The organism is Streptomyces sp. NPDC059788, assembly GCF_042732265.1.
In the GTDB taxonomy this organism is placed as follows: Bacteria; Actinomycetota; Actinomycetes; order Streptomycetales; family Streptomycetaceae; genus Streptomyces.
In genome coordinates, this window is sequence record NZ_JBHWHY010000040.1 from 1 (window position 1) to 26,994 (window position 26,994).

Annotated in this window: 24 protein-coding genes; 11 read left to right on the top strand and 13 right to left on the bottom strand. The window is 71.7% G+C overall.

Annotated elements, in window-relative coordinates; genetic code table 11:
• Positions 1–183: 183 nt before the first annotated feature.
• From ACFV57_RS30240 to ACFV57_RS30255, 4 genes are all read right to left on the bottom strand, one after another.
• Positions 184–777, bottom strand: a complete 594-nt coding sequence (locus ACFV57_RS30240) for a malonic semialdehyde reductase (protein ID WP_385238712.1) — start codon at positions 775–777, stop codon at positions 184–186.
• 154 nt (positions 778–931) lie between these two features.
• Positions 932–1,207, bottom strand: a complete 276-nt coding sequence (locus tag ACFV57_RS30245) for an exodeoxyribonuclease VII small subunit (protein ID WP_385238714.1) — start codon at positions 1,205–1,207, stop codon at positions 932–934.
• Between the two features lie 10 nt (positions 1,208–1,217).
• The gene (xseA, locus tag ACFV57_RS30250; RefSeq protein WP_385238716.1) at positions 1,218–2,459 is read right to left on the bottom strand and encodes an exodeoxyribonuclease VII large subunit; all 1,242 of its coding nucleotides are present in this window, start codon (positions 2,457–2,459) and stop codon (positions 1,218–1,220) included.
• Between the two features lie 46 nt (positions 2,460–2,505).
• On the bottom strand, positions 2,506–3,927 hold the full coding sequence (locus ACFV57_RS30255) for an APC family permease (RefSeq protein ID WP_385238718.1): 1,422 nt from the start codon (positions 3,925–3,927) through the stop codon (positions 2,506–2,508).
• Positions 3,928–4,283: 356 nt separating this feature from the next.
• Between ACFV57_RS30255 and ACFV57_RS30260 the strand changes: the two genes are divergently transcribed.
• Together ACFV57_RS30260 and ppgK are read left to right on the top strand one after the other, a co-directional pair.
• The gene (locus tag ACFV57_RS30260) at positions 4,284–5,327 is read left to right on the top strand and encodes a 4-hydroxy-3-methylbut-2-enyl diphosphate reductase (RefSeq protein WP_385238720.1); all 1,044 of its coding nucleotides are present in this window, start codon (positions 4,284–4,286) and stop codon (positions 5,325–5,327) included.
• Between the two features lie 90 nt (positions 5,328–5,417).
• On the top strand, positions 5,418–6,347 hold the full coding sequence (gene ppgK / locus ACFV57_RS30265; RefSeq protein WP_385238722.1) for a polyphosphate--glucose phosphotransferase: 930 nt from the start codon (positions 5,418–5,420) through the stop codon (positions 6,345–6,347).
• Here the strand turns inward: ppgK and ACFV57_RS30270 are convergent.
• Complete coding sequence (locus ACFV57_RS30270) at positions 6,313–7,269, bottom strand: DUF6542 domain-containing protein (protein ID WP_385238724.1); 957 nt, start codon at positions 7,267–7,269, stop codon at positions 6,313–6,315. The genes ppgK and ACFV57_RS30270 overlap by 35 nt on opposite strands.
• 299 nt (positions 7,270–7,568) lie before the next feature.
• Here ACFV57_RS30270 and ychF point away from each other — a divergent pair, with 299 nt between their 5' ends.
• The gene (gene ychF, locus ACFV57_RS30275; protein ID WP_385238726.1) at positions 7,569–8,657 is read left to right on the top strand and encodes a redox-regulated ATPase YchF; all 1,089 of its coding nucleotides are present in this window, start codon (positions 7,569–7,571) and stop codon (positions 8,655–8,657) included.
• A gap of 134 nt (positions 8,658–8,791) precedes the next feature.
• On the opposite strand, the gene ACFV57_RS30280 is transcribed toward ychF, so the two are convergent.
• The 3 genes from ACFV57_RS30280 to ACFV57_RS30290 all read right to left on the bottom strand — a co-directional run bounded on the left by ACFV57_RS30280 (position 8,792) and on the right by ACFV57_RS30290 (position 10,138).
• Positions 8,792–9,055: a type II toxin-antitoxin system RelE/ParE family toxin gene (locus ACFV57_RS30280; RefSeq protein WP_385238728.1), complete on the bottom strand. Its 264-nt coding sequence runs from the start codon at positions 9,053–9,055 to the stop codon at positions 8,792–8,794.
• Positions 9,048–9,317 carry a type II toxin-antitoxin system Phd/YefM family antitoxin gene (locus ACFV57_RS30285; RefSeq protein ID WP_385238730.1) on the bottom strand — a complete coding sequence of 90 codons (270 nt, stop codon included), beginning with the start codon at positions 9,315–9,317 and terminating at the stop codon, positions 9,048–9,050. The genes ACFV57_RS30280 and ACFV57_RS30285 overlap by 8 nt, the downstream gene beginning before the upstream one ends.
• A 233-nt stretch (positions 9,318–9,550) precedes the next feature.
• On the bottom strand, positions 9,551–10,138 hold the full coding sequence (locus ACFV57_RS30290) for a Uma2 family endonuclease (RefSeq protein ID WP_385238732.1): 588 nt from the start codon (positions 10,136–10,138) through the stop codon (positions 9,551–9,553).
• Positions 10,139–10,562: 424 nt separating this feature from the next.
• Here ACFV57_RS30290 and ACFV57_RS30295 point away from each other — a divergent pair, with 424 nt between their 5' ends.
• The gene (locus ACFV57_RS30295) at positions 10,563–10,775 is read left to right on the top strand and encodes a hypothetical protein (protein ID WP_385238734.1); all 213 of its coding nucleotides are present in this window, start codon (positions 10,563–10,565) and stop codon (positions 10,773–10,775) included.
• Positions 10,776–10,777: 2 nt separating this feature from the next.
• Here ACFV57_RS30295 and ACFV57_RS30300 read toward each other — a convergent pair whose 3' ends face one another.
• The gene (locus tag ACFV57_RS30300; protein WP_385238886.1) at positions 10,778–11,500 is read right to left on the bottom strand and encodes a PIG-L deacetylase family protein; all 723 of its coding nucleotides are present in this window, start codon (positions 11,498–11,500) and stop codon (positions 10,778–10,780) included.
• 336 nt (positions 11,501–11,836) lie between these two features.
• Between ACFV57_RS30300 and ACFV57_RS30305 the strand changes: the two genes are divergently transcribed.
• The 6 genes from ACFV57_RS30305 (at position 11,837) to ACFV57_RS30330 (ending at position 19,823) form a co-directional block, all read left to right on the top strand.
• On the top strand, positions 11,837–12,589 hold the full coding sequence (locus tag ACFV57_RS30305) for a GntR family transcriptional regulator (protein ID WP_385238736.1): 753 nt from the start codon (positions 11,837–11,839) through the stop codon (positions 12,587–12,589).
• 669 nt (positions 12,590–13,258) lie between these two features.
• Positions 13,259–14,944 (top strand): APC family permease, encoded by a 1,686-nt coding sequence (locus ACFV57_RS30310; RefSeq protein ID WP_385238737.1) that lies wholly within the window; start codon positions 13,259–13,261, stop codon positions 14,942–14,944.
• A gap of 380 nt (positions 14,945–15,324) precedes the next feature.
• Positions 15,325–15,504 carry an SPOR domain-containing protein gene (locus tag ACFV57_RS30315; RefSeq protein WP_385238739.1) on the top strand — a complete coding sequence of 60 codons (180 nt, stop codon included), beginning with the start codon at positions 15,325–15,327 and terminating at the stop codon, positions 15,502–15,504.
• Between the two features lie 38 nt (positions 15,505–15,542).
• A complete protein-coding gene (locus ACFV57_RS30320) occupies positions 15,543–15,956 on the top strand; it encodes a (deoxy)nucleoside triphosphate pyrophosphohydrolase (protein ID WP_385238741.1) in 414 nt (137 codons plus the stop codon).
• 379 nt (positions 15,957–16,335) lie between these two features.
• Positions 16,336–16,794: an ATP-binding protein gene (locus tag ACFV57_RS30325; protein ID WP_385238888.1), complete on the top strand. Its 459-nt coding sequence runs from the start codon at positions 16,336–16,338 to the stop codon at positions 16,792–16,794.
• A 278-nt stretch (positions 16,795–17,072) separates the two neighbouring features.
• Positions 17,073–19,823: a SpoIIE family protein phosphatase gene (locus ACFV57_RS30330; RefSeq protein WP_385238890.1), complete on the top strand. Its 2,751-nt coding sequence runs from the start codon at positions 17,073–17,075 to the stop codon at positions 19,821–19,823.
• Between the two features lie 106 nt (positions 19,824–19,929).
• Here ACFV57_RS30330 and ACFV57_RS30335 read toward each other — a convergent pair whose 3' ends face one another.
• From ACFV57_RS30335 to ACFV57_RS30350, 4 genes are all read right to left on the bottom strand, one after another.
• Positions 19,930–20,712, bottom strand: coding sequence for a succinate dehydrogenase/fumarate reductase iron-sulfur subunit (locus ACFV57_RS30335; protein ID WP_385238743.1), 783 nt, complete (start codon positions 20,710–20,712; stop codon positions 19,930–19,932).
• Positions 20,709–22,703, bottom strand: a complete 1,995-nt coding sequence (locus ACFV57_RS30340; protein WP_385238745.1) for a fumarate reductase/succinate dehydrogenase flavoprotein subunit — start codon at positions 22,701–22,703, stop codon at positions 20,709–20,711. The genes ACFV57_RS30335 and ACFV57_RS30340 overlap by 4 nt, the downstream gene beginning before the upstream one ends.
• A gap of 15 nt (positions 22,704–22,718) precedes the next feature.
• Positions 22,719–23,579 carry a hypothetical protein gene (locus ACFV57_RS30345; RefSeq protein WP_385238747.1) on the bottom strand — a complete coding sequence of 287 codons (861 nt, stop codon included), beginning with the start codon at positions 23,577–23,579 and terminating at the stop codon, positions 22,719–22,721.
• Positions 23,580–23,655: 76 nt separating this feature from the next.
• On the bottom strand, positions 23,656–23,991 hold the full coding sequence (locus ACFV57_RS30350) for a hypothetical protein (protein ID WP_385238749.1): 336 nt from the start codon (positions 23,989–23,991) through the stop codon (positions 23,656–23,658).
• 498 nt (positions 23,992–24,489) lie between these two features.
• On the opposite strand from ACFV57_RS30350, the gene ACFV57_RS30355 reads away from it, so the two are divergent.
• Complete coding sequence (locus tag ACFV57_RS30355; protein WP_385238751.1) at positions 24,490–26,907, top strand: ABC transporter family substrate-binding protein; 2,418 nt, start codon at positions 24,490–24,492, stop codon at positions 26,905–26,907.
• Positions 26,908–26,994 lie beyond the last annotated feature (87 nt).

A 26,994-nucleotide genomic window follows, 5' to 3' on the forward strand; every position in this document is an offset into this window, starting at 1 on the left:
CGACCGGCTGTTTATTTTAACACGCGCTGTTATCGAGCGGGCCGGCCCCCCCCCCCGTGTGGGGGGGGCCGGCCTCGCCGTATGCGGGGCAGGCTCAGACGGTGGTGACGGCCTCGTCGAAGCCGAGCCGCGGCGAGCGCGGGCTGTGTCTGTCCGGGGGCGACCCCCGGACCCCCGGCCGAATCAGACGGTGGTGACGGCCTCGTCGAAGCCCAGCCGCGGCGAGCGCGGGAAGAACGCGTCGGCGCCCGGCTTGCCGATGTTGATGACCATGAAGGCCTTCTGCTTGCCGTCGCCGAAGAACTCCTTGTCGATGCCGGTGAAGTCGAAGCCGGTCATCGGGCCGGCGGCCAGGCCGGCCGCGCGGATGCCGAGGATGAAGTAGCCCGCCTGCAGCGTCGCGTTCTGGGCACCGGCGACCTCACGGACGGCAAGCTCGGAGAAGTAGGCGTCCTTGATGCCCGGGGCGTGCGGGAACAGCGTCGGCAGCTTCTCGTGGAAGTCCAGGTCCGTGGAGAGGATCACGGTCAGCGGCGCGCTGAGCGTCTTCGGGCCGTTGGCGCCCATGGCGTGCTGGACCAGACGCTCGCGGGCGTCCTCGGAGCGGACCAGGGTGATGCGCAGCGGCGACTGGTTGAAGGCGGTCGGCGCGTACTTCACCAGGTCGTAGATGGCCTGAACCTGCTCGTCCGTCACCGGCTCGTCCGTGAACGAGTTGGCGGTCTGGGCCTCGCGGAAGAGGAGGTCCTGGGCGGCGGCGTCGAGCGCGAGAGACATGAGGGCACCTCGGGGGTCGGTGATTTTCCGTGTTCGCCCTCAACTGTAACCAAGATAGATTAAGTTTCAACTAATACCGGAGAATCGTGACCCGATTCACAAGAGGTGGTGCGTGTCGGTGTGGGCCGGAAGGCCCGGGCCCTCGCCTCGCGGCCTACTCGGCCGCGCCCTCTCCCTCGTCCGGCTGCTCCTGCGCCAGCGCCGCGTCCAGCCGCGCCCGCGCCCCGTCCAGCCAGCGGCGGCAGACCTTTGCCAGCTCCTCCCCGCGCTCCCAGAGCGCGAGGGACTCCTCCAGTGTCGTCCCGCCGGCCTCCAGGCTGCGGACGACCTCGATCAGCTCGTCCCGGGCCTGCTCGTACCCGAGCGCGGAGCCCTGCGCCGCGTCCGCCGCGCCGTCCGCCACCGTGTCGTCCGTCTTCGCCTTCGCCATGGCTCCCACCCTAATCCGGGGGTGTGACATCGGACCGTGAGCCGTTCCCCGCCACCCGTACCCGGAACTCGCCCTCGGCGACCCGGGCCCGCAGTTCGTCGTCCGGCGCGACCTCGCCGGGCGAGCGCACGGCCGAGCCGTCCGGCTTCTGGAGCACCGCGTAGCCACGCTCCAGGGTGGCCTTGGGGGAGAGGGCGACGACCCGCGCCAGCGTGTGCGACAGCTCCGAGTCGGCGCGGTCCAGCAGATGCCCCAGCGTGCGCCGGCCGCGCTCCAGCATGGCCGTGACCTGGTCCTCGCGCTCCTCGACCATCCGGTGGGGCCGCTCCATCGAGGGCCTGCTCAGCGCCGCCGCCAGGCCGCGCTCCTCGCGGTCCAGACAGCCGCCGACCGCCCGCAGCGCCCGCTCCCGCAGCTGCTGGATACGCGCGAACTCCTCGCCGACGTCCGGTACGACCTTCTTCGCCGCGTCCGTCGGCGTCGACGCGCGCAGGTCGGCGACCAGGTCCAGCAGCGGTGAGTCCGGTTCGTGGCCGATCGCGGAGACGACCGGCGTACGGGCCGCGCCCACGGCCCGGACCAGCTGCTCGTCGGAGAACGGCAGCAGGTCCTCGACGCTGCCGCCGCCGCGCGCCACGATGATCACGTCGACCTCGGACAGCGCGTCCAGCTCCTTGACCGCCTCGATCACCTGCGGCACCGCGTGCACCCCCTGCACCGGCACGTTGCGCACCTCGAAGCGGACCGCCGGCCAGCGCAGCCGGGCGTTCTCCAGGACGTCCCGCTCGGCGGCGCTGGCCCGGCCGCACACCAGGCCGATCAGCTGCGGCAGAAACGGCAGCCCGCGCTTGCGCTCCGCCCGGAACAGGCCCTCGGCGGCCAGCGACTTCTTCAGCTGCTCCAGCCGCGCCAGCAACTCGCCGACGCCCACCGGCTTGATCTCGGCGGCCCGCAGCGAGAGCTGGCCGCGCGGCGCGTACCACTCCGGTTTGGCGTGCACGACGACGCGCGCGCCCTCGCTGACCACGTCCGCGACCTTGTCGAAGACCTGGCGGTAGCACGTCACGCTCACCGAGATGTCGTACGACGGGTCGCGCAGCGTCAGGAAGACGACACCGGCGCCCGGCCGCCGGGACAGCTGCGTGATCTGCCCCTCGACCCAGACCGCTCCCAGCCGGTCGATCCACCCCCCGATGAGCCGCGACACCTCGCCGACGGGGATCGGCGCCTCCGCAGACGTCCTCACACTCATGCCACGAGCGTATAGCCCGGCACTGACAACGCCGGGCGGCCGCCGGTCAGGCTTCCTTCCCGTCCTTCCGGCGGCGCCCGTACTGCACCGCCAGCACCACCAGCCCCACCACCAGCCACGCCAGGCCGACGGTCTGCGCGGTTCCGGACGCCTCCACGACGACCGCGACCACCACCCCCAGGCCCAGCACCGGCACCAGCACATGCTTGACGACGCTCGGCCGCCCGGCCCGCTTGCGTACCCAGAACCAGCCGATCACCGAGGCGTGCAGCAGCCCGAAGGCGGTCAGCGCGCCCACGTTGACGATCGAGGACAGGTGGTCCAGACCGTCGTCGCGCCGCGCCGCCCACACCGCCGCGACCAGCGTCACCACCGCCGCGCCCAGCAGCGCCCGCCGCGGCACCCCGCTGCCCGCGTCGACCTTCGACATCGCGCCCGGCAGCCGCCGGTCCCGCGCCATCGCGAACAGCAGCCGCCCGGCCGCCGCCTGCCCGGCGAGCGCCGCGAACGCCGCCCCGATGGCCTTGCTCGCCGCCACCAGCTTCTGCAGCCACTCGCCGACGGCCGCGTGCGCCGTCGTATAGAAGGCATCGCCCTGCGTGCCGGGGTCCGCCGCCAGCTCGGCGGCCGACATCGGCGCGAGCAGCGCCGCCAGGTAGGTCTGCACGGCGAACAGCACCCCCGCCAGTACCAGGCAGGTCAGCACGGCCCGCGACACCCGCCCGGGGCTCCCCGTGGTCTCCTCGGCGAACGACGCGATCGCGTCGAACCCTAGGTACGACAGCACCGCGACCGACACCGCCGCCAGCACCGCGCTCGTCGAGAACGCGCCCTCCCCGGTCAGCGGCACCGACCAGCCGCGCCGCGCCCCGTCGGTGACCAGCACCCACACCGCCGCCACCACGAAGACCACCAGCACCGCGAGCTCCATCGCCAGCACCACGAAGCCGACCACCGCGGCCGTCCGTACCCCCAGGAGGTTCAGCAGCGTGGTGACGACCACCGCCAGCGCCGTCCACACCCACTGGTGCACGGACGGCACCAGCGCGTGCATGGCGATGCCGGAGAAGAGGTATGCCACCGCCGGGATCAGCAGGTAGTCGAGCATCGCCATCCACCCCGCGACGAAGCCCGCGCCGTCGCCGAGCCCGACCCGCGCGTAGGTGAACACCGATCCGGCCTGCGGGGCGACCCGCACCATCTGCGCGTAGGAGTACGCGGTGAAAGCCATCGCGACCGTCGCGACCACGTAGACGATGGTGATCGCACCGTGCGACTTCGCCTGGAGTGTGCCGAAGATCCCGACGGGCGCCATCGGGGCGATGAACAGCAGCCCGTAGACGACCAGGTCCCGGAAGGACAGCGTGCGCCGGAGCCCGCCGGCACCGGGCGCGACGGACGCGCCGTCCGCGGCGGTGGGGCCGGAGGAGGGCGGAGAAGGCGGGTTCGGCTCGGACGGTGCGCTCATCACGGTCACTCCAGCAGGGGGCGTACGGCCGACGATGATCGTCGGCTGTCTCCCAGCTTCGGGCAAGGCCGCGTCCCGGACGGGGTGACGCGCCAGGAGGGGGCGGCCGCCGTTCGGGGCGGGCGGCTCGCACGGTGCACACGGTGCGTACGGCGGCGCGTATGGCGCGCGGTGCGTATGGCGGGCATGGCGCGGACGGGCACGGCGCGCGGCGCGTACGGCGCTCCGACGGCGTACGCCCGTACCCGTATCCGTACCCATGAGCCCCGGCGCCCACACGGCCCGCGCGCCCCCGCGACCACCCGCACCCCACCACGCCCCGGCGGTAGCACAGACCTCGAACTCGGGCCCGTACGATGGATCGTATGACTGCTGCTACGCCCAGCCCGTCGCCCGCCGCCGCTCCGGACGGAGCCGCCACGCCGCGCGAGGACCGCCGCCGGGTCCTGCTGGCCGCGCCCCGTGGTTATTGCGCGGGCGTGGACCGTGCCGTGATCGCCGTCGAGAAGGCCTTGGAACAGTACGGCGCGCCCGTCTACGTGCGCCACGAGATCGTCCACAACAAGTACGTCGTCAAGACCCTGGAGAAGAAGGGCGCGATCTTCGTCGAGGAGACGGCGGAGGTGCCCGAGGGCAACATCGTCATCTTCTCCGCGCACGGCGTCGCCCCGGTCGTCCACGACGAGGCCAAGCAGGGCAAGCTGGCCACCATCGACGCCACCTGCCCGCTGGTCACCAAGGTCCACAAGGAAGCCGTCCGCTACGCCAAGGAGGACTTCGACATCCTCCTGATCGGCCACGAGGGCCACGAAGAGGTCATCGGCACCAGCGGCGAGGCCCCCGACCACATCACCCTCGTCGACGGCCCCGAGGACGTCGCGAACATCGAGGTCCGCGACCCGGACAAGGTCGTCTGGCTCTCCCAGACCACGCTGTCGGTCGACGAGACGATGGAGACGGTCGACGCGATCAAGGGCCGCTACCCCAACCTCCTCTCGCCGCCCAGCGACGACATCTGCTACGCCACGCAGAACCGCCAGATCGCCGTCAAGCAGATGGGCGCCGAGGCCGATCTCGTCATCGTCGTCGGCTCCAAGAACTCCTCGAACTCCGTCCGCCTCGTCGAGGTCGCCCTCGGCGCGGGTGCCGGCGCCGCCCACCTGGTCGACGGCGCGGAGGAGATCGACGAGAGCTGGCTGGAGGGCGTGACCACCGTCGGCCTGACCTCCGGCGCCTCCGTCCCCGAGGTCCTGGTGCACGGCGTACTGGACTGGCTGGCCCAGCGCGGGTACGAGGACGTCGAGACGGTCAAGGCCGCCGAGGAGTCCATCACCTTCTCCCTGCCCAAGGAACTCCGCCGCGACCTGCGCTCCGAGGCGAAGACCGCCGCCGAGGGCTGAGCCCGGAGCCGGGCCCGGACCTGAGCCCGAACCTGAGTCCGGGGGAAAAGCCGAGGGGTGAACCGGCCCGTCCCCGCCTAGCCTCTAGGCATGAAGGTCTTTGGTGTGGACATCGGCGGGTCGGGCATCAAGGGCGCTCCGGTGGACCTGGAGCGCGGTGACCTGGCGGACGAGCGGTACAAGGTACTGACCCCGCATCCGGCGACCCCGGATGCGGTCGCGGACTGCGTCAAGCAGGTCGTGGATCATTTCGGCTGGTCGGGGCCGGTCGGCGCGACGTTCCCCGGCGTGGTGACCGACGGCATCACCCGTACGGCGGCCAATGTCGACAAAGGATGGATCGACCGGAACGCGGCAGCGCTCCTGGCCGGCCGCCTCGGCGACGAGACCAGCGGCTGCCCGGTGACGGTCCTCAACGACGCCGACGCGGCGGGCCTGGCCGAGATGCACTTCGGCGCGGGCAAGGGCCGTACGGGCACGGTCGTGGTGCTCACCTTCGGCACCGGCATCGGCAGCGCCGTCTTCACCGACGGCAAACTGGTCCCCAACACCGAGCTGGGCCACCTGGAGCTGCACGGCCACGACGCCGAGAAGCGGGCGTCCACCAAGGCCAAGGACGACGAGGGTCTGAGCTGGCAGGACTGGGCGCACCGTGTGCAGAAGTACCTCGCCCACGTGGAGATGCTCTTCACACCCGGTCTGTTCGTGATCGGCGGCGGTGTCAGCCGCAAGGCGGCGAAGTTCCTGCCGCTGATCGAGGGGATCAGGGCGGAGATCGTGCCCGCCCAGCTGCAGAACAACGCGGGCATCGTGGGCGCCGCGATGGCCGCGCGGGCCGCGGGCCGGGACGGTCCACTGGCCCCGGCCGGCGCGGGCGCGACGGCGGGCCCCCTGGCCACCGCTCCCGACACCGAAAACGCCAACCGCACCGCCAACGCCACGGACACCGGCAATACCACCGGCACCGGCGATAACGGCGGTGCCGCTACGTCGCAGGTCGGCTGGCCGGCCGATCCCTGACCTGGCCCGCCCGCGGCCCCGCGGGCTGCCCGTGGCCGCGGCCACGGCCGGGATGGTGCGCTCCCTGACCCAGCCCCGGACGCTGCCCCGGGCCCGGCCCCTGCTCCCCGCGCCGCCGCCCGCGCTCACTGCCCGACGGCACCGCGCCCGGCGCCGGTCCAGCTGCCGGGCCCGTCGCCTTTCCCGCGCTGTTCACCGCGGCAGCCTGCCCCCGTGAAGGCGCCCGCCCCTGCGCGCGCGCCGCCTGCCGCCGCGCGTGCCGCTCGGCCTGCCGCCGCGCGATGGCCGCCGCCTTCCGTACGAGGACGATGAGCGCGCAGGCCAGCGTCCCCGCGTACAGCCAGCCCGCCTGCGTCGCCATCACCGAGAAAACCCCCATCAGCAGGCCGCCGAACCCGCCCGTGTTGTGGCTGATCGGCACGGTCCCCAGGGTGTACGCGATGGGCAGCGCGATCGGGGCCGTGACCAGGTCGTACGGCCGTACCCACAGGCCTGCGCACACACCCACCAGGACGAAGACGACCCCGTACGCCGTCGGCGCGGAGTCGAACAGCAGCCGGTCGAGGAAGGCGAAGAGGGAGAGGACGAGGGTGCCGAGCAGTCCGCAGCCCAGACCGGTGAGCCGGGGCGCGGGCAGCCGCGCGGCGGCCGCCGCCAGCGGAGCCAGCGGCCCGCGCCGGCGCGCACGGACCCGGTAGACGGTCGAACTCTCCTCACCGAACCCGTCCGCACCCGGACCGCGTGGGGAACCTGGGGCCCGCGGGGCTCCTGGGGTACCTGCCGCATTCAGGGCGTCCCGGACATCCGGAGCGTTCGGCGGCACGGCCTCCGCGGGGCGGGGGAGCCGTGCGTCCTGGCCCGCTGCCGGACGGCCGGTCCGGGGCGGACGGTGCTGGGGGCTGCGCGCTCTGTATTGCTCCACTCGGCCACGGTAGGCCGCTAAGTGGGATTAATCGGTTACAGGACACGCGTTTCGACTGACCTGACCGGACCATTCGGCGTACAAATCACCCCACGGCCGTAACGCAGCGTACGCATACCCGCTCCCGCGCCCCACGAATCCCCTTAGCAGCCCACCCTCCCCTGACCCCTTCCCCCTCCCCGTAGACTGGACGACCGGTCCACTGGCCCTGCGGGGTCGCTGGGCCTGCGGGTCCCATGGCCCTCAGGGGCCGATACCGTCGCCCAGTCCACTCGCATCCTCTCCGGGAAGTCGCCACCGTGTCGCTCACGATCGGAATCGTCGGTCTGCCGAATGTCGGCAAGTCGACCATGTTCAACGCCCTGACCAAGAACGACGTGCTGGCGGCCAACTACCCGTTCGCCACCATCGAGCCCAACGTCGGCGTCGTCGGCGTCCCCGACCCCCGCCTGGCCAAGCTGGCCGAGATCTTCGACTCCCAGAAGATCCTCCCGGCCACCGTCGACTTCGTCGACATCGCGGGCATCGTCCGCGGCGCCTCCGAGGGCGAGGGCCTGGGCAACAAGTTCCTCGCGAACATCCGCGAGTCCGACGCGATCTGCCAGGTCATCCGCGCCTTCAAGGACGAGAACGTCGTCCACGTCGACGGCAAGGTCTCGCCCAAGAACGACATCGAGACCATCAACACCGAGCTGATCCTCGCCGACCTCCAGACCATCGAGAAGGTCCTGCCGCGCCTCCAGAAGGAGTCGCGCATCAAGAAGGACGTCGCGCCGAAGGTCAAGGCGGTCGAGGAGGCGAAGGCGATCCTGGAGAAGGGCGACACCCTCTTCTCCGCAGGCATCGTCCAGGGCTCCGGCAACGAGGAACTCCTGCACGACCTGCACCTCCTCACCACCAAGCCCTTCCTCTACGTCTTCAACGTCGACGAGGACGAACTGACCGACGAGGACTTCAAGGCCGAACAGCGCGCCCTGGTCGCCCCCGCCGAGGCCATCTTCCTCAACGCCAAGCTGGAGGCCGACCTCGCCGAACTGGACGAGGACGAGGCCCTCGAACTCCTCCAGTCCGTCGGCCAGGAAGAACCCGGCCTCGCCACCCTCGCCCACGTGGGCTTCAACACCCTCGGCCTCCAGACCTACCTGACGGCCGGCCCCAAGGAAACCCGCGCCTGGACCATCAAAAAGGGCGCCACGGCCCCCGAGGCCGCCGGCGTCATCCACACCGACTTCCAAAAGGGCTTCATCAAGGCCGAGGTCATCTCCTTCGAAGACCTGCTCGAAACAGGCTCGGTCGCAGAGGCCCGCGCAGCGGGCAAGGCGCGCATGGAGGGGAAGGATTATGTGATGCAGGATGGGGATGTGGTGGAGTTCCGGTTCAACGTCTGAGCCGATGAAGTAGCGCCACGTTGCTGACCCGGCAAACCTGCTGGTCATAAGGGGTCGGGCTGTTGAGGGCCCGGCCCCTTCGCCGATCCCGTGCTGGATCGGTGCTGGATATTCTGACCTGACGTCAGAAACGCTCAGGCGTCGTAGACGGTGGAGCGATGTCCGACGTGTACCGCCCACACCACCAGCTCGCCGTTGTCGATCGTGTAGGTCACGCGGTAGTCACCCACCCGCAGGCGTCGGCGGTCGGGCTGGGAGACGAGGGCGGTGGTGTTGAACCCCAGCGGGTCGGCCTCCAGCTCGGTCAGCTTGGCCAGAATGCGGAGAGCCATGTCTCGCGGGACCTTGCGGAGTTCGGCCTGAGCCTCGGGACGGAAGACGGTGCGGTGCTCACTCACTGCGTTCCAGCGTCTCCCTCATGATGTCCTCGATCGGGATGCCGGGTGCAGGGTTGGCCATGCGCTCATCGATGATCCGGTTGATCTCGCGCTCTTCCCACTCCTGGTACTTGCGCAGCGTCTCGATGGAGACGACGGCGGCGACCTGCTTGCCGCGTCGGGTGATCACGGTGGGTACGTCGTCCCGGTCGGCTCGCTCGACGACCTCGGCCAGATGTGCCCGGACATCGCGGATGGACTCTATGGGCAGTGGCTGCGTCATGCGCTCAAGGGTACCAAGTGTCTCATGTGTACACAATGGCCGGTCTCTCGTAGGTGCTGGATATGCCGCCACCGTGCCGGATCTGTGCTGGACATGATTTCGGAAAGGTGCGTTTCCACAGGTGGCAGCGTTGTGACGGACGTTCCGGTTCAACGTCTGAGCCAAAAGCGCAGCGCTCCGCTTGCTGGGAAGGGGCCGGTTCCTTTGGGAGCCGGTCCCTTTTCGCGTGCTGTTCAGTGGCTGTTTCGGGGTGGTGGTGTGAGCTTGTCGAGGTCCAGGTTGATCTCGAAGGGGACCGGGCGCTTGAGGGTGCCGCGGAAGATTCCGGTGGGTGCGTAGATGCTGGTGGGGGTGTCGAATTCGTAGACGTGGACGACGGGTGCGCCGTCTTCGTCTTCGACGCGCCAGTAGTGCGGGATGCCGGCCTCCGCGTACTTACGGAGCTTTACTGTGCGATCGCGGTGGGCGGACTCGGGTGATACCGCCTCCACTACGAGCTTCACGTTTTCCGGGGCGTACCAAGTGCGGTTGGGGTCATAGGGCTGGTTTGTCAGCAAGAGATCCGGCTCGGGGCGGTTGCGGGCATCGAGGCGGATCGTCATCTCGCGCTCAACCTCGAAGCCGGCCGGCGCCTGCGCCATGAGCGTGGTGGTCAGGGCGGTGACGAGACGGCCATGCCAGGACCGCTGCGGCGACGTCATGAAGACGAGGGCTCCGTCGATCAGCTCGGTGTGGCGGGGCGCCTCGGGTAAGCGGTCCAGATCCTCCGCGAACCAGCCTTCCGCGCGTGGTGGGCGCATCCAGTCGGGGAGTGCGGTCATGCCCCAAGCGTATTGATTCCGGATGGCCGAGGTGTGGGGCTACGGCGTCCTGGATTCGGGCGGGCTCCGGGGCAGGGGCGGGGGGAGTGGGGGCGGCGTATGGGTATGTCCGAAGGGGCTGTCTTCAGGCGGGGTGGTCTTTGAGGAAAGTGGGCGGCCTGGCTGAGGGGGAATGTTGTGGTGAATGGTGGCGGGGGTGGTTTTGGGGGCGGTGAATTTGGATGGGCATGGGGTGGGGGGCGGCCCGAGCAGTATGTGGGGTTGGAGCGGGGGTATGTGGTGCGGTGGTTGGGGGAGGTGCGGGAGATTGCCTAGGCGGGCATGGAGCGGCCGTTGTCGGAAGGTGGGTTGGAGGGGTTCTTGGCGTATCACGCTTTGTGGCTGAGGAGTTGGGGATTGGGAGTGGGGTGTTGGAGGCGGGGGTGTGGCGGGGATTGATTTGTTTGCGCTCTATCGGCGGGTGCGGCGGCCGTTGTTGATCGCGCGGGCGTTGCGTCCGAATCCGCCGGTTCCCGGCCCGCCGTCGGCGGAGGTGGCGGGTGTGGACGCGACGCACGGGATGTTGCTGGAGCGGCCGGGGGAGATTGCCGATCTGGTGGCGGACTTCGCGGCGCGCGTGGGAGAGGACGGGCGCTGAGGTCAGCGGGGGTAGAGCTGGAAGAGGGTGGCGGGGGTGCCCTGGTACTGGGTGCCTGCTGTGCGGAACATGGGTTCCAGGAAGTTGCGGGCGTACGCGGCCGGGTCCTGGCCTGCGCATTCCAGGCCCGTGATGTACGCGCGGTGCTCGGCGAGGGAGGCGACTGCGCGGTCGATTCCGGGGCCGACCTCCTTGGCGTGTGTCGGGTACGGGGAGCCGGCCACCGCCACCCAGCGGACGCCGTTCCAGGGTGCGAGGCCGAGTTCGGTGGTCAGGTCGGGGAAGATCCAGCGGTTGCCCGCGTCGCCCGCCGCGTCGAGGGTGGCGCGGCCTACGACCCGGTGGTCCGGGGTGTTCCAGGCCACCCCGCCCCAGGTGTCGTGGTGGTTGAGGGTGATCAGCAGCTCCGGGCGGCACCGGCGGACGGCGGCCGACAGGTCGCGGCGCAGCGGCAGCCCGGCCTCGATGACGCCGTCGTGGTGGCGGTCCAGGAACTCGACCGTGTGTACGCCGACGGCGGCGGCGCTCGCCCGCTGCTCCGCCTCGCGGATCGCGGCGCACTCCTCGGGGCCGAGCCCGTCGATGCCTGCTTCGCCGCGTGTGACCAGGAGGTAGCTGACCTCGCGTCCGGCGTCGGTCCACTCGGCGACGGCGGCAGCGGCACCGTATTCGAGGTCGTCGGGGTGGGCGACGACGGCCAGGGCGCGCTGCCAGTCCTCCGGCATGGGGGAGAGGAGGGAAGCGGGGGCGGTGGTGGGGGCGGGAGCGCTGGTGTCGGTGGCGGTTTCGGTGCTGGTGGTGGGCGTGTGGGGCACGGTGGGCTCCTTCCCGTACCGCGCGGGGCGCCGGTCGCGCGTGCGACGTGTCGTACCGACTCTCGCACGGATGGTACGGCCGCGCCGGGCGGCCGGGAACGCGTGTCCGCAAGAGGTCAACTTCCATGATCGGCAGGCCGGTTGAGCTGGGCTTCATCACATCGAGTGAATTACTGGCCCAGGCTTGCGGTCAACAACGCGCGGTTGCCACGCTGTTGCTGACTGTCAAGCTGTTGGGAGGGGCATGTGCCTTTCGGTGAGCAGCCCGCGTACCTCCGCGTCGCCGGCGACCTGCGCCAGAAGATCGTCGAAGGTGTGCTGCCCCCGCACACCCGCCTCCCCTCCCAGGCCCGCATCCGAGAGGAGTACGGGGTCTCCGACACGGTCGCCCTGGAGGCCCGCAAGGTCCTGATGGCCGAGGGCCTGGTCGAGGGCCGCTCCGGGTCGGGGACGTATGTGCGCGAGCAGCCCGTCCCGCGCCGTATCGCCCGCGCCGGCTACCGCACCGGCGTCGGCGCCACACCCTTCCGGCAGGAGCAGGCCGACGAGCGGGTCAAGGGCACCTGGGAGTCCAGCAGCGAGCGGGAGGAGGCCAACCCAACCGTCGCGTCGCGGCTGCGCATCCAGGTCGGCGACCGGGTGATGCGGACGCGCTACCTCTTCCGCGCGGAGGGTGAGCCGTCCATGCTCTCGACGTCCTGGGAGCCGCTGGACATCACGGGGCGTACGCCGGTGATGCTGCCCGAGGAGGGGCCGCTGGCCGGGCGCGGGGTGGTCGAGCGGATGGCGGCCATCGACGTGATCGTGGACAACGTGGTCGAGGAGGTCGGCGCGCGCCCCGGGCTGGCGGAGGAGGCCATGGCGCTGGGCGGTGTGCCGGGGCATGCGGTGCTGGTCATCTCGCGTACGTATTTCGCGGGCGGCCGCCCGGTGGAGACGGCCGACGTGGTGACGCTCGCCGACCGCCACCGGGTGGCGTATCACCTGCCGGTGCATTAGCCCCGAGTGGGGCCTTTGTGGCGCCGAGCTGCACAGCAAGGCCCCGCACCCTCGTGGGGAGAGGGGGATGGGGAGGGGCCGCGAGGTGAGGTGAAGGGGAGAGGTGGGGTGAGGCAGGGCCGCGTGTATCGGGGGTGCGTATATAGGGGTGGAGGGCGGGTGCCGGGGCGGGGTGAGGGCGGGTGTGCGGAAGCGGGTGAAGCGTGGCTGCGAATTGGCAGCTGCGCATAGCGGCTGCTGTGGAGAGGTGCAGAAGGAAAGGGAGAGGCGCAGTAGGCGGAGAGGTGAAGCAAGGGGCGGGGAGGGGTGGAGAAGGGCGGAGCGGGATGGGGAGGTGACGGTCGGTGACCCCGTTGTTCCCGCGTGTCCCGGTTGCCGCTGAAGTGGCCCCTTTCCCCTCCTCGTAATGGCCGAAACCCGTCCCCGACAAGCAATTTCAGCGCCGCTCGATTCAAGATCGCACGTTGTGTACTGACGCGTAACCCGGCAGTAGCCACCCCCTAAGTTCTGGTATGTCGGGATTTGGGAGGCCAATTGGCGTGTTGGAAACCTCACACACCTTCAGCCAGACCCGAGTTTTGACCCCGCTTGGGAATCCGATCTTCCAATTCGCTCTTACGATGGCGAAGTTTGTGCACGGCACGGGGGAAGATCAGGAGACCAAGCACGTTGAGCACGACGCAGACCCAGAGCGCGGAGCAGGGCTCCCACTCGAATTACCGACGGTCCCTCGGGACCATTGCCCTGACCGCCACGGGTCTTGGGTCGATCATCGGCTCCGGCTGGCTCTTCGGGGCCGAGCGGGCCGCCGCCATCGCCGGTCCGGCCGCCATCCTCGCCTGGGTCATCGGCGCGGCCGTCGCGCTCACGATCGCCCTGACCTACACCGAGCTCGGCTCGATGTTCCCCAAGGCGGGCGGCATGGTCCGCTACGGCCAGTACTCGCACGGCTCGCTCGCCGGCTACCTCGCGGCCTGGGCCAACTGGATCGCGATCGTCTCCGTCATACCCGGGGAGGCCACCGCCTCCGTCCAGTACATGAGCTCCTGGGACTTCGGGTGGGCCAAGGCGCTCTACGACGGCAAGGAGCTGACCGGCAGCGGTGTCGCGCTGGCCAGCCTTCTGCTGATCTTCTACTTCTTCCTGAACTGGTTCGCGATCTCGCTCTTCGCGAAGACCAACACCGCGATCACGGTCTTCAAGGTCGTCGTCCCGATCATGACCGCGAGCGCCCTGATGCTGGCGCACTTCGACACCAGCAACATCAAGGACCACGGCGGCTTCACGCCGAACGGCTGGAGCGCGGTCTTCACCGCCGTCGCCGTCTCCGGCATCGTCTGGGCCTACAACGGCTTCCAGTCGCCGCTGAACATGGCCGGCGAGGCCCGTAACCCGGGCAAGTCGCTGCCCAAGGCCGTCATCTACTCGATCCTGATCGCGCTCGTCATCTACGTCGCGCTCCAGGTCGCCTTCCTGATGGCCGTCCCCGGCGGCAAGCTGGAGTCCGCCGGCGGCTGGGCCCACCTCGGCTACAACTCGCCGCTCGCCGACCTCGCCATCGCCTGGGGCCTGAACTGGCTGGCGCTGCTGCTGTACGCGGACGCCTTCGTCTCCCCGTCCGGCACCGGCATGATCTACGCCGCCACCACCTCGCGCATGATCCACGGCGTGCAGGAGAACGGCCACCTGCCCAAGATCTTCGGACGGGTCGACAAGAAGACCGGTGTGCCGCGTCCGGCGCTGGTGCTCAACCTCTTCATCGCCTTCCTCTTCCTCGCGGTGTTCCGCGGCTGGGGCTCGCTCGCCGAGATCGTCTCGGTGGCGACCGTGATCTCGTACATCACCGGGCCGGTCGCGGTGATGTCGCTGCGCCGTCTGTCGCCCGACCTCAAGCGGCCGGTCAAGCTGCGCGCGATGCCGTACATCGCGCCCGTTGCGATGGTCTTCGGTTCGCTGGTCCTGTACTGGGGCCGCTGGCCGCTCACCGGCAAGGTCATCCTGATCATGGCGGTCGGTCTGCCGGTCTGGGCCTGGTACGAGCTGCGCAAGCCGTGGGCCGAGCTGAAGCCGCACCTGAAGGCGGGCGCCTGGATGGTGGCGTACCTGCTGGTCATGGCGTGCGTCTCGTACATGGGCGGCGAGGAGTTCGGCGGCAAGGGCTACCTGCCGCGGGGCTGGGACATCCTCGTCGTCGCCGTGATCGGCCTCGTCTTCTACGTGTGGGGCGTACGCAGCTCCTGGCGCAACCCGTCGCTGATCGAGGCCGAGGCGGAGTCGCTGGCCGCGGCCGAGGCCGAGGAGCGGGCCGCGGAGGGTGCCGGGGCCGGCGCCAAGTGCGAGGCGGGCAAGGCGTAGGTCTCTTCGCGGGGGACGTGAGCCCCTTCGCAAACGGAAGTCGACGGGCGCCGTCGGTGGCAGAAGCCGCCGGCGGCGCCCGTTCGCGTGCCGCGGGGCCGTACGCGGGCCCGTTCGCGCGCGGCGGGGTGGTCGCACGAGGTCCGTGCGCGTGGGGCGAGGCGGCCGGACGAGGCCTGTGTGGGGATGTGACAGGGCGGTCGCGCCGGGCCCGTACGCCCTTCGCGCGTTGTTCGATGGCCGGTTCGGTATCTCTTTGTGCAAATCCGTATCCGGTGCGTGAAGGTCGGGCGTAGGCTCGGGCATATGCGGAATGCGGTTTCGGCATCAGGACGGAAGGGGCGCGCGACGGCGCGCTGGACGGCGGACGGAGGGGCGCAATGACCGACGGTGGCGCGGTGCTGCCCTGGCTCGTCATTCGTCAGGACGAGGGCGGCAACCGTTATCGCGTCGGCCGCTACGCCACCCGCGCGGAAGCGGAGCAGGTGGCCGACCGGCTGGACACCCGCAGGCACGGGCAGCTGTATGTGGTGGAGCGGGTGGGGCACGTCACCACCTGAGAGGAAGGGGCGGCGGCGGGGGACGTAGGCTGCCGCGCATGACGGATGTGCGCGTGGTGGTGGGCGGAGCGGTGCTCGACGGGGGAAGGCTGCTGGCCGCGCGGCGCAGTGCTCCCGTCGCGCTGGCCGGGCGCTGGGAGCTGCCCGGCGGCAAGGTGGAGCCGGGCGAGACCCCCGAGGAGGCGCTCGCGCGCGAACTGCGCGAGGAGCTGGGTATCGAGGCCGAGCCGGTGGAGCGGATTCCGGGGGAGTGGGCGCTGCGCCCGGGGCTGGTCCTGTGGGTGTGGACGGTCCGGCTGGTGTCCGGCGAGCCCCGGCCCCTCCAGGACCACGACGCGCTGCGCTGGCTGGCGCCGGGCCAGGAGGGTGAGGTCGACTGGCTGGACCAGGACCGCCCGGCGGTCGAAGAGGCGATGCGCCGTCTCGGAACCATGTACGCGTCCGGCGGCTGAGCGCGCCACCGGCTCCCGCTGCGGCCCTGGCCACCCGCTGTGCCCCCAGCCGCCCGCTGCGCCCCCGGCCACCGACCGCCGGGGCGCGCGGGCGCCCGCGTGCGCCCGCGCGCCCCGGTCGTCCCAGCGGCTCGGCGTTCCCCCGTACGGGCAGATCATCGGATCGGGCGGGTCCCTCGTACGGGGCTGCCGCCACGACGGCGGCGTGCCGAAGAGCCCCGCGGCACACGAGGCGTACGCGCCACGGCACCGCCCGCATCAGTACGCCGTTTGTGCCACAGTGCGCCGTTGAGGGAGATATTGATGCACTGATACCGGGTATGTGCTGTTTACCCCCTCACCACGGACAATCCTGAGGGTGTTCGCATCGGGCTGGGAAGTGATCGGCGTGAGCGACAGCGCAGCGGCAGGGGTCCCCGAATCCGCGCCCTACGCGCCCCGGCGCGGCGTGATCTCCGGCTCTCCCATCGCCGAATGGAGCTTCCCGGCCGAGCCCGGGTCCGCCCGCACCGCCCGTGCCGTGGCCCGCGAAACCCTCCAGGACTGGGGGCTGGACTCCGCGGCCGACCTGGCGGTCCTGCTGGTCAGCGAGCTGGTGACCAATTCGCTGCGCTATGCCAGCGGCCCCATCGGCCTGCGTATCGTCCTCATGAGCGGGGGCGATCTGCTCGTCGAGGTGTCGGACCCGGTGCCCGATCCGCCGCGTGAGCGCGCCGCGACGCCCGAGGACGAAGGGGGCCGGGGGCTGCAGCTGGTGGCGTGCACGTCACGGCGCTGGGGCACCCGGCACGGCAGGACAGGTAAAACAGTGTGGTTCGAGCTGTCTGTGGCGGGTTAGGAGTCTGGTGGCGGCCTGATCGTTGCCGTTTCATTGACATTCTGTGGACGGCCTGCGATCGAGACTGTGCTGTGATCGTGAAGACCGTGTTCCGGATAGCCGCGGTGCTGGATACTCGGCTCGTCCGGTCCGGGCACGATGAGCTGGAGGGGACGGGGCTCGTGAGCGAGAAGTCATCTGGCGGGGCAGGACCCGCGCAGCCTGCCGGACCGGGCGGTACGGACGGTCCGGCGCGGCCGTCGGGCCCGTCGGGAGCCGAAGGCCCGGAAGGCCCGCCGATATGGCAGAGCAGCCCGCCCGGCTCCATCTACGACTACCTCCGCGTCGCCTCCTTCTCCCTCGGTCCCGACGGGCGCATCGACCGGTGGAGCGAGCGCGCCGCCGAGATGCTCGGCATCCCCGCCAGGGACGCGGTCGGCAAGGACCCGGTGGCCGCCTTCGTCCCGGACGAGCTGCACGAACAGGCCCACCGCACGGTCTCGCGCATCCTGGACGGCCGGGAGTGGACCGGCCTGGTCCCCTACCGCAACCGCGGGGCGGACGGGGACACCGGTGACGGCCGGCTCGCGGAGATCTACGTGATGCCGTCCGAGACGGCCGAGGGGGAGCGGGCCGCGGTCTGTCTCGTCGTCGACGTCCGCGCGCTGCGCGGCATCGAGACCGACCTGGCTGCCGCTCAGGCCGTTTTCGGCCAATCTCCCATGGGCTTCCTGCTCTTCGACACGGACCTGCGCATCCGGCGCGTCAACGAGCGTTTCGCGACCGTCTTCGGCGGCCCCGCGGCCAAGTACCGGGGCGCCGCGGCGCACGACTTCCTGCCGCGTCCGGAGGCGGAGCGGCTGCAGGCGGCGCTGCGGCGGGTGCTGGAGACGGGCGAGCCGGTCGGTGAGATGCAGCTCGTCGGCACGGCCCCCGCGGCCACGCCGACCGCGCCCCCTGCCCCCTCGTCGACCACGTTCCCCGCGCCCGCGCCGTACGCGACAGGGCAGTCCCCGGCCGCCCCCTGCGTGCCCGCCCCCGCGGCGCCCGAAGCGACCGTCTTCTCCGGTACGGCGTCCCCTTCCGCGCCGACCGGTGAGGCCGACCGCCGCCGCTGGTCGGTGTCCCTGTACCGCCTGCACGGCGCCAGCGGCCGTCCCATCGGGGTGGCCGCGCTGGCCGCCGACGTGACGGGCCGCCGACGGGCCGAGCGGGAGGCCGCCAGCGCCCGCCGCAACCTGGCCCTGCTCAACGAGGCGGGCGCCCGCATCGGCAACTCCCTCGACCTGGAGACCACCGCCCGCACGCTGCTCGACGTGGCCGTACCGCAGTTCTGCGACCTGGCCTCCGTGGACCTCTACCAGGGCCTGCTGGCCGGTGACGAGGCGCCGCCGGGCATGGCCGACGGCAGCGCGGAGCTGCGCCGGGTGGCCTTCTCCAGCGCCGTGTCCGACGCGCCGCTGGCCACCTCGACCACCGGCCTGCCCGAGGGCGAGGCCGGTCCGGTCGAGGTCGGCGCCGTGCACCGCTACCCGTTCAACTCCCCGTGCGCGGGCGCGCTGCGTACGGCGCAGGCGCAGATCATCCCCGGCCGGGAGAACGAGGACCGGGCCGAGCTGGGCGTGGTGGTGCAGTCGACGCTCGCCGTGCCGATGGTCGCCCGCGACACGGTGGTCGGGCTGGTGCAGTTCTCCCGTACGAAGGGCAGCGAGCCGTTCGGCGAACGGGACACCGCCCTCGCCGTCGACCTCGCCGCGCGCGCCGCGGTCTGCATCGACAACGCCCGGCTGTACCGCCGCGAGCACGAACGCGCCCTGATCCTCCAGCGCAGCCTGCTGCCCCCGGGCGACCCCGAGGCGGCCGGCCTGGACATCGCCTGCCGTTACCTGCCGGGCACCACCGCCACCGAGGTCGGCGGCGACTGGTTCGACGTGATCGAGCTGCCCGGCCACCGCACCGCGCTGGTCGTCGGGGACGTGATGGGGCGCGGGCTGCGCGCCGCCGTCGCGATGGGCGAGCTGCGGACGGCCGTACGGACCCTGTCGCTGCTGGACATGGAACCGGCCGAGGTGCTCTCGGCGCTCGACGAGATCGCGCGCGGGCTCGGCGCGACCGGCGGCGGCGCTCGTACGACCGCGCGCGCCCCCCGCAGCCGGTCCGCGGCCCCCACCGGCGGGCAGGCCTCGGCGCAGGCGCCGCGCTCCGGCTCCGGCACCGCCGATCTCTCCGAGGTCTACCTCGCCACCTGCGTCTACGCCGTGTACGACCCGGTCACCCGGCGCTGTACCTTCGCCAACGCCGGGCACCTGCCGCCCGTCCTGGTCGAGGAGGGCGAGGACGCCCTGCTGCTGGACGTGCCCCCCGGTATGCCATTGGGCGTCGGCGGCGAGCCGTTCGAGGAGACCGAGGTCGAACTGCCCGACGGCGCGCTGCTCGCCCTCTACACGGACGGGCTGGTCGAATCCCGCGACCACCCCCTGGACGAGGGCCTGCGCGCCTTCAAGACGGCCCTGTCGGAGGCCGGGCGCCCACTGGAGGACGTCTGCGACCACGTGCTCAACGCGCTGGACACCCGGCACGGCGAGGACGACATCGCGCTGCTCATGGCCCGTGTGCACGGCCTGCCGAAGGACTCCGTCGGCGACTGGAACCTGGCCCCGGAGGCCCGCTCGGTGTCCCGCGCCCGCGAACTGGCCCGCGACCAGCTCACGGACTGGGGTCTGGAGGCCCTGGTCGACACGACCGAGCTGCTCGTCAGCGAGCTGGTCACCAACGCGCTGCGGCACGGCCACGGCGAGATCCGGCTGCGCCTGCTGCTGGACCGGACCCTGGTGTGCGAGGTGTGGGACGCGGACCTGGCGCAGCCCCGCCGCCGCCGGGCCCGGGACACCGACGAGGGCGGCCGCGGCCTCCAGCTCGTCGGCCTCCTCAGCGCCGGCTGGGGCAGCCGCCGCACGCCCCGCGGCAAGACCGTCTGGTTCGAACTGCCCCTGCCCGACGGCGAGACCGCTCTCCCCGACCCGGCGGACGCCCTGCTCAGCCTGTTCTGAACCCACCGCACCCATGTGGTCACCGGCACCCACGTGGTGACGACGACCCGCGCGGCGCGCGGTGACCGCGCCGCCCGCCGCGCCCGTACCCGTACCCCCGCTCAGCTCATTCCTTCCGCCGCCGGATCTTGTTCCCCAGCCACACCAGCGGGTCGTACTTGCGGTCGGCCGACCGTTCCTTGAGCGGGATCAGGGCGTTGTCCGTGATGCGGATGTGCTCGGGGCAGACCTCGGTGCAGCACTTGGTGATGTTGCAGTGGCCGAGGCCGTGGTTCTCCTGGGCGGTGCGTTTGCGGTCGAGGCCGGTTTCCGGGGCGGCGTCCAGCGGGTGCATGTCGAGTTCCGCGACGCGCATGAGGAAGCGGGGGCCCGCGAAGGCGGTCTTGTTCTCCTCGTGGTCACGGACGACGTGGCAGGTGTCCTGGCACAGGAAGCACTCGATGCACTTGCGGAACTCCTGGGAGCGGCCCACGTCCTCCTGCATCATCCGGTACTCGCCCGGCTCCAGGTCCGGCGGCGGTACGAAGCTGGGGATCTCCCGGGCCTTGGCGTAGTTGAAGGAGACGTCCGTGACCAGGTCGCGGACGACCGGGAAGGCACGCATCGGGGTGACCGTGACCGTCTCCTCGCGCTCGAAGACGGACATCCGGGTCATGCACATCAGGCGGGGCCGGCCGTTGATCTCCGCGCTGCACGAGCCGCACTTGCCCGCCTTGCAGTTCCAGCGCACCGCGAGGTCGGGGGCCTGGGTGGCCTGGAGGCGGTGGATGATGTCCAGGACCACCTCGCCCTCGTTGACCTCGACGCGGAAGTCCTCCAGGCCGCCGCCGTCCGCGTCGCCCCGCCAGATCCTGAAGTGCGCCTTGTAGGCGTCGGACTGCGCGCTCACCGGCCCGCCCCCTCGTCGTCCGCTGTTCCGGTGGCGGGTGCCGCCGGGCCGGTGTCCGCCGTCAGTTCGGCGTCCGTCAGATACTTCGCCAGCTCGTCCCGCTCGAAGAGGTCCAGCAGGTCGGGCCGGATGGGCGGGGTCTCGTGCCGGGTCAGGCGGATCTGGCCGTCGGCCGGGTCCCGCGGGGGGAGGTCCGCGCCGTTGCCGGCCAGTTCGCAGACCAGGTTGACCCGGCGCCAGCGCCGGTCCATCTCCGGGTAGTCGTCGCGGGTGTGCCCGCCGCGGGATTCCGTGCGCTCCAGCGCCGCGCGGGCCACGCACTCGCTGACCAGCAGCATGTTGCGCAGGTCGATGGCCAGGTGCCAGCCGGGGTTGTACTGCCGGTGCCCCTCGACACCGGCCCGGCGGGCCCGTACCCGCAGGTCGGCCAGGCGCTCCAGGGCCTCCTCCATCTCGCCCTGTTTGCGGATGATGCCGACCAGGTCGTTCATCGACTGCTGGAGTTCCTGGTGGAGGGTGTACGGGTTCTCCGCGGGGCGCCCCGCGTGGTGCGCGTCGGGCCCCTCGGCGCTGAACGGGCGCAGCGCCTCGGCCTCCGCCGCGTCGAGCTGGAGCGGGTCGGCGGCGGGCCGTACGGAGCGCGAGCGCGCGTACTCGGCGGCGTACAGGCCCGCCCGGCGGCCGAAGACCAGCAGGTCGGACAGGGAGTTGCCGCCGAGCCGGTTGGAGCCGTGCATCCCGCCGGCCACCTCGCCGGCGGCGAACAGGCCGGGCACGCCGGTGGCCGCCGCCGTGTCCGGGTCGACGCCGACGCCGCCCATCACGTAGTGGCAGGTGGGCCCGACCTCCATCGGTTCGGCGGTGATGTCCACGTCCGCCAGCTCCTTGAACTGGTGGTGCATGGACGGCAGCCGCCGCCGGATGACCTCGGCGGGCATGCGGGTGGACACGTCGAGGAAGACGCCGCCGTGCGGGGAGCCGCGGCCCGCCTTGACCTCGGCGTTGATGGCGCGCGCGACCTCGTCGCGGGGCAGCAGCTCGGGCGGGCGGCGGTTGTGGTCGGGGTCGTCGTACCAGCGGTCGCCCTCGGCCTCGGACTGCGCGTACTTCTCCTTGAAGACGTCCGGGATGTAGTCGAACATGAAGCGCTTGCCGTCGCTGTTGCGCAGCACCCCGCCGTCGCCGCGTACGGACTCGGTGACGAGGATGCCCTTGACGGACGGCGGCCAGACCATGCCGGTCGGGTGGAACTGGACGAACTCCATGTTGATCAGCGGTGCCCCGGCGAGCAGCGCGAGCGCATGCCCGTCGCCGGTGTACTCCCAGGAGTTGGACGTCACCTTGAAGGACTTGCCGATGCCGCCGGTGGCCAGCACGACGGACGGTGCCTGGAGGACGAAGAAGCGGCCCGACTCGCGCTCGTAGCAGAACGTGCCGGCCACCCGGTCCTCGTCCTTGAGGATGCGGGTGACGGTGCACTCCTGGAACACCTTCAAGCGCGCGTCGTAGCTGCCCAGTTCGCGTTCGTCCGCCTGCTGGAGCGCGACGATCTTCTGCTGGAGGGTGCGGATCAGCTCCAGGCCCGTACGGTCGCCGACGTGCGCCAGGCGTGGGTACTCGTGGCCGCCGAAGTTGCGCTGTGAGATGCGGCCGTCCGGCGTGCGGTCGAAGAGCGCGCCCCAGGTCTCCAGCTCCCAGACCCGCTGCGGCGCCTCGCGGGCGTGCAGCTCGGCCATCCGCCAGTGGTTGAGGAACTTGCCGCCGCGCATGGTGTCGCGGAAGTGGACCTGCCAGTTGTCGCCCTCGTTGACGTTGCCCATGCTGGCGGCGATGCCGCCCTCGGCCATCACCGTGTGGGCCTTGCCGAACAGCGACTTGCAGATCACGGCCGTACGCATGCCCTGCTCTCGGGCCTCGATGGCGGCGCGCAGCCCGGCGCCGCCCGCGCCCACCACGACCACGTCCCACTCCTGCCGGTCCAGCTGGGTCATCACAAGGCACCCTTCCTAGAAGAAGCGCGGGTCGTCGAAGGCCCCGGTGGCGAGCAGGAAGACGTAGAAGTCGGCGGCGGCCACGCTGATCAGGGAGGCCCAGGCGAGGGCCGCGTGCCGTGCGTTGAGCTTGCCGACCCAGCCCCACAGGCGGTAGCGCACCGGGTGCTTGGAGAAGTGCCGCAGCCGGCCGCCGATGATGTGCCGGCAGGAGTGGCAGGAGAGGGTGTACGCCCAGATCAGGGTGATGTTGACGAGGAAGACGAGGGTGCCGAGGCCCATGTGGCCCCAGTCGTAGTGCGCGTCGCGGAAGGTGAGCACGGTGTCGTAGGTGAGGATGCCCGCGACGACCACCGCGAAGTAGAAGAAGTAGCGGTGGATGTTCTGGAGGATCAGCGGGAAGCGGGTCTCGCCGGTGTACTTCTTGTGCGGCTCGGCGACCGCGCAGGCCGGCGGGGAGGCCCAGAAGCCCCGGTAGTACGCCTTGCGGTAGTAGTAGCAGGTCAGCCGGAAACCCAGCGGGAAGATCAGGATCAGCAGGGCGGGGGACAGGCCCCACCAGCTGCCGATCACGTCCCAGTTGGGGCCGCCGCGCATGGGGTGGCAGTTCTCCGCCAGGCACGGCGAGTAGAACGGCGAGACGTACGGCGCGGCGTAGTAGTCCGCGTTCGCGAACGCCCGCCACGTCGAGTACACGACGAAGGCGAACAGGCCCGCCGCCGTCGTGGCCGGGTACAGCCACCAGCGGTCGGTGCGCAGGTGGCGGGCGGGGATCGCGGCGCGCGAAGGGGCGTGGACGCCGGTGCCGGGCGGGCCGGCCGCGCCCTTCGCGCCGCTTGCGTCGGTATGCGGTTGGGGTTCGGTGCCAGTGGCCAACGTCGGTCTCCGTAGACGGCTGTCCTGGGGGTGGGACGGGTGGCGCTCGGTGGCGGTACGGGTACGGGCAGGCGGTCTACGGCGCCCGGCGATCGCGCGCGCCGAGCCCCTCGTCCTCCGCGTCGGTCCACAGGGCGGTGTCGTACGGCGCGTCCGGGATGGTCACCATCTCGGGGGCGGGTACCGGGGTGCGCACGGGGCGCTTGCCCAGGCCGTACGCGCCGGGCCGCCCGCCGGACACGTCCGCGGTGCCGTCCCGCAGCAGTTGCAGGCTCTCGCGCAGATGGTCCGTGTCGCTGCGCACCCGGCGGATGTCCAGGCCGCCGCCGACCCGCTCCTCCAGTCGCCCGACCGACCGTTCAAGGTCGTCCAGACTGCGCTGAACTGCTGTCAGATCGTCCTGCAGGGACATGACTTGCCCTCACCTCCACGGGATGGTCGGCGCCCGTGCCGCCGCGTGCGGGACCGGCCCGCACGCAGCGGCGTGCGCCTGCGAGTGTCGCGCGTCACAGTCGCGATTGGGAAGAGATCTGCAGTGATTGCGGAACCGGACCGGCATGTTTCGGCGGGTGTGCGCTGTCGGGCCGTACCGACAGGCGTGCTTTTGTACGGCTGTGCGTACGCCCGCGGACGCGAACCCGTACGCTCTCCCGTCCCGCGTCCGAACGGGCGGCGTCCGCCCGGGACCGCGCCCGCCCGCCGTCCGGCGCCGTCCGCCGGAAGCGGAACGGTTGGGCCGGGCGGGTGGCCTTCACGGCGGCGGCCGACGTGTCGCCCGCTTCCGCGGCGGCCGGTCGCCTTCAGTGGTGGAGCCATAGATGTGATGAGCCGCAAAGTCGGCCGAACGTGATCCGTGGCCCCGCGGCCCGCCGCGGCGGCACGGCGCGGGCGAGCCCCGGAGGTAACCGTGATGACCCACCCCGTCAGCTCAGGCGGCGCGGCCGGCCGCAGGCGCCGGCGCGCCGCGCTCCTCGCTGCCGGAGTGCTGCTGCCCCTGCCGGTGCTGACCGGCTGCGGCGGGGGCGACGATGGCGCGCAGGCCGTCCCCGGCGCCCAGGACATCGTCGTCACCGCCCGCGACCGGGTGCGCCAGGGCGGCACGCTGCGCTGGGCGGTGGACGCCGTGCCCGGCACGCTGAACGCCTTCCAGGCGCGCGCGGACGCGGCCACGCGGCGCGTCACCGACGCCGTACTGCCCCGGCTGTTCACCCTGGACCGGAGCGGCCGGCCGCAGCGCAACCCGGACTACCTCGACGCCGCCGACATCACCGACCGCGAGCCCCGGCAGACCGTCGTCTACAAGATCAACCCGAAGGCGCGGTGGAGCGACGGGCGGGCCGTCGGCCCGGAGGACTTCGTGGCGCAGTGGAACGCGCTGCGCGGCAAGGACAACGCGTACTGGAGCGCGCGCAACGCCGGGTACGACCGGATCGACAAGGTCGAGCAGGGCGGCAGCGCGCACGAGGTCAAGGTCACCTTCGCCAAGCCGTACGCCGACTGGAGGTCGCTGTTCACACCGCTGTACCCGAAGAGCGTGATGGGCGACGCGCGGGCCTTCAACGACGGCGCCCGCGAACAGCTCAAGGCGGTGGCCGGGCCGTTCCGGGTGCAGGAGCGCGACGCGGACGAGGGGACCCTCACCCTCGTACGCAACCCGAAGTGGTGGGGCGCGCCGGCCAAGCTGGACAAGGTGGTGCTGACGGCACTGCCGCGCGACAAGCGGGCCGCGGCGCTGACCGCCGGGACGGTCGACCTGGCCGAGGTGGACCCGGCCGACGCCCAGAGGGTCGCCGCGGCGCGCAAGCCGAAGCCGTCCGGGCCGGCGAGTGCGGGGTCCCCTGGCGCGGGCTCGCCGGGCGGCGGATCTCCGAGCGCGGGCTCGCCGGGCGCCGGATCGCCCAGCGCCGGCGTGCCGGGCGGGGAGTCGGCGGCCGGGCGCGTCGAGGACGCCGAGCACGAGGCCGGGCACTCCCCGGGCCCGCGCGGCGACGACGCGCCGCCGCGCAACGCGTCCGCCGCCGAACGGGACGCCCTGCGCCGCTACACCGTCCGCAAGGCCCTCGAACCCGCCTACACACAGCTCGCCCTCAACGGCAGCGTCACCCCGCTCGACGACGAGCGGGTGCGCCGCGCGGTGGCCCGCGCCATCGACCGGCAGAAGCTGGCCGACACCGTGCTCAAGCCGCTCGGCCTGCCGAACCGGCCGCTGGGCAGCCATCTGCTGATGGCGGGCCAGCCCGGGTACACGGACCACAGCGGCGCCCTCGGCGGGCCGGACACCTCGGCCGCGAAGGCGATGCTGGCGGACGCGGGCTGGCGGGCGCCGGGCGGCTCCGCCGGGCAGGAGAAGAAGCCCGGCCAGGAACCGGAGAAGAAGGTGGACGCCGACCGGGGCGGCGCCGCCGACGACAAGGCGGGCGACGCGGCCCGCGCGGACTCCGTGCCGACCACACCGCTGTCCTCGGCCGGTGTGCGCTCCGCCGACCTCCTGCGGTCCGCCCTGCTGCGGCAGAGCGCCTTCTTCTACAAGGACGCGGCGGCCAACCGGCGTACGACGGCCGAGGGCGACACGACGGGCCCGGCGTACGCGGACTACCGGCGCTACGAGATGCTCGCGGCCGACGCGCTGAGCGCCGCCGAGATGATCGAGGTGGCCCCGGCACCCGGCGGCCGGGGCACCGGCGCCGAGCAGGCGCGCCGGGGCGCGGCGGCCGACGGCAAACCGGTCGAGGGCGGTCTCGCCGCCCCGGGTGACCTCTTCCAGGCCGACCCGGCCGCCCACGGGCCCGTACCGGCCCTCAAGAAGGACGGCAAGCCGCTCGCCCTGCGCTTCGTGCTCCCCGACGGACCCGGGTCCGAGCGCCTGCGGACGGTGGCCGACCGGATCTCCCGGATGCTCGCCCGGATCGGCGTGCAGACCGTCGTTCAGAAGGTGCCCGACAAGAGCTACTTCGAGGACCACATCGCGGCCGGCGACTACGACCTGGCGCTCTACACCTGGCCCGCCTCCGCCTATCCGGCCACCGACGGCCGCCCGATCTACGCCAAGCCGCAGCCCGCGGCCGACGGCAGCCTCACCGTCGAGCAGAACTACACCCGGGTCGGCACCGACCACATCGACCAGCTCTTCGACCAGGCGGCGGCCGAGCTGGACGAGGACGCCTCCCGTGAGCTGGTCGAGCGCGCCGACGCCCGGATCTGGGCGGCGGCCGGGTCCGTACCGCTCTACCAGCGCCCGGAGGTCGTCGCGGCGAGGAACAACCTGGTCAACGCCGGCGCCTTCGGCTTCGCGACCCCGCGCTTCCAGGACATCGGCTACAAGAAGTGACGGACCGGGCGTAGCGGACAGCTCTCAGGGCCGGCCGGGGCGGACCCACTGCCCGGCCGGCCCTTGCGCGGCCGCCGTCCGGCTCGG

Bases quoted from the DNA above. Each gene is read 5' to 3' on its own strand.
- ACFV57_RS30240 (WP_385238712.1), bottom strand. From the start codon at position 777: ATGTCTCTCGCGCTCGACGCCGCCGCCCAGGACCTCCTCTTCCGCGAG.
- ACFV57_RS30350 (WP_385238749.1), bottom strand. From the start codon at position 23,991: ATGTCCCTGCAGGACGATCTGACAGCAGTTCAGCGCAGTCTGGACGAC.
- ACFV57_RS30255 (WP_385238718.1), bottom strand. From the start codon at position 3,927: ATGAGCGCACCGTCCGAGCCGAACCCGCCTTCTCCGCCCTCCTCCGGC.
- ACFV57_RS30340 (WP_385238745.1), bottom strand. From the start codon at position 22,703: ATGACCCAGCTGGACCGGCAGGAGTGGGACGTGGTCGTGGTGGGCGCG.
- ACFV57_RS30320 (WP_385238741.1), top strand. From the start codon at position 15,543: ATGACGGATGTGCGCGTGGTGGTGGGCGGAGCGGTGCTCGACGGGGGA.
- ACFV57_RS30245 (WP_385238714.1), bottom strand. From the start codon at position 1,207: ATGGCGAAGGCGAAGACGGACGACACGGTGGCGGACGGCGCGGCGGAC.
- ACFV57_RS30290 (WP_385238732.1), bottom strand. From the start codon at position 10,138: ATGACCGCACTCCCCGACTGGATGCGCCCACCACGCGCGGAAGGCTGG.
- ACFV57_RS30260 (WP_385238720.1), top strand. From the start codon at position 4,284: ATGGATCGTATGACTGCTGCTACGCCCAGCCCGTCGCCCGCCGCCGCT.
- ACFV57_RS30285 (WP_385238730.1), bottom strand. From the start codon at position 9,317: ATGACGCAGCCACTGCCCATAGAGTCCATCCGCGATGTCCGGGCACAT.
- ACFV57_RS30300 (WP_385238886.1), bottom strand. From the start codon at position 11,500: ATGCCGGAGGACTGGCAGCGCGCCCTGGCCGTCGTCGCCCACCCCGAC.
- ACFV57_RS30315 (WP_385238739.1), top strand. From the start codon at position 15,325: ATGACCGACGGTGGCGCGGTGCTGCCCTGGCTCGTCATTCGTCAGGAC.
- ppgK (WP_385238722.1), top strand. From the start codon at position 5,418: ATGAAGGTCTTTGGTGTGGACATCGGCGGGTCGGGCATCAAGGGCGCT.
- ACFV57_RS30355 (WP_385238751.1), top strand. From the start codon at position 24,490: ATGACCCACCCCGTCAGCTCAGGCGGCGCGGCCGGCCGCAGGCGCCGG.
- xseA (WP_385238716.1), bottom strand. From the start codon at position 2,459: ATGAGTGTGAGGACGTCTGCGGAGGCGCCGATCCCCGTCGGCGAGGTG.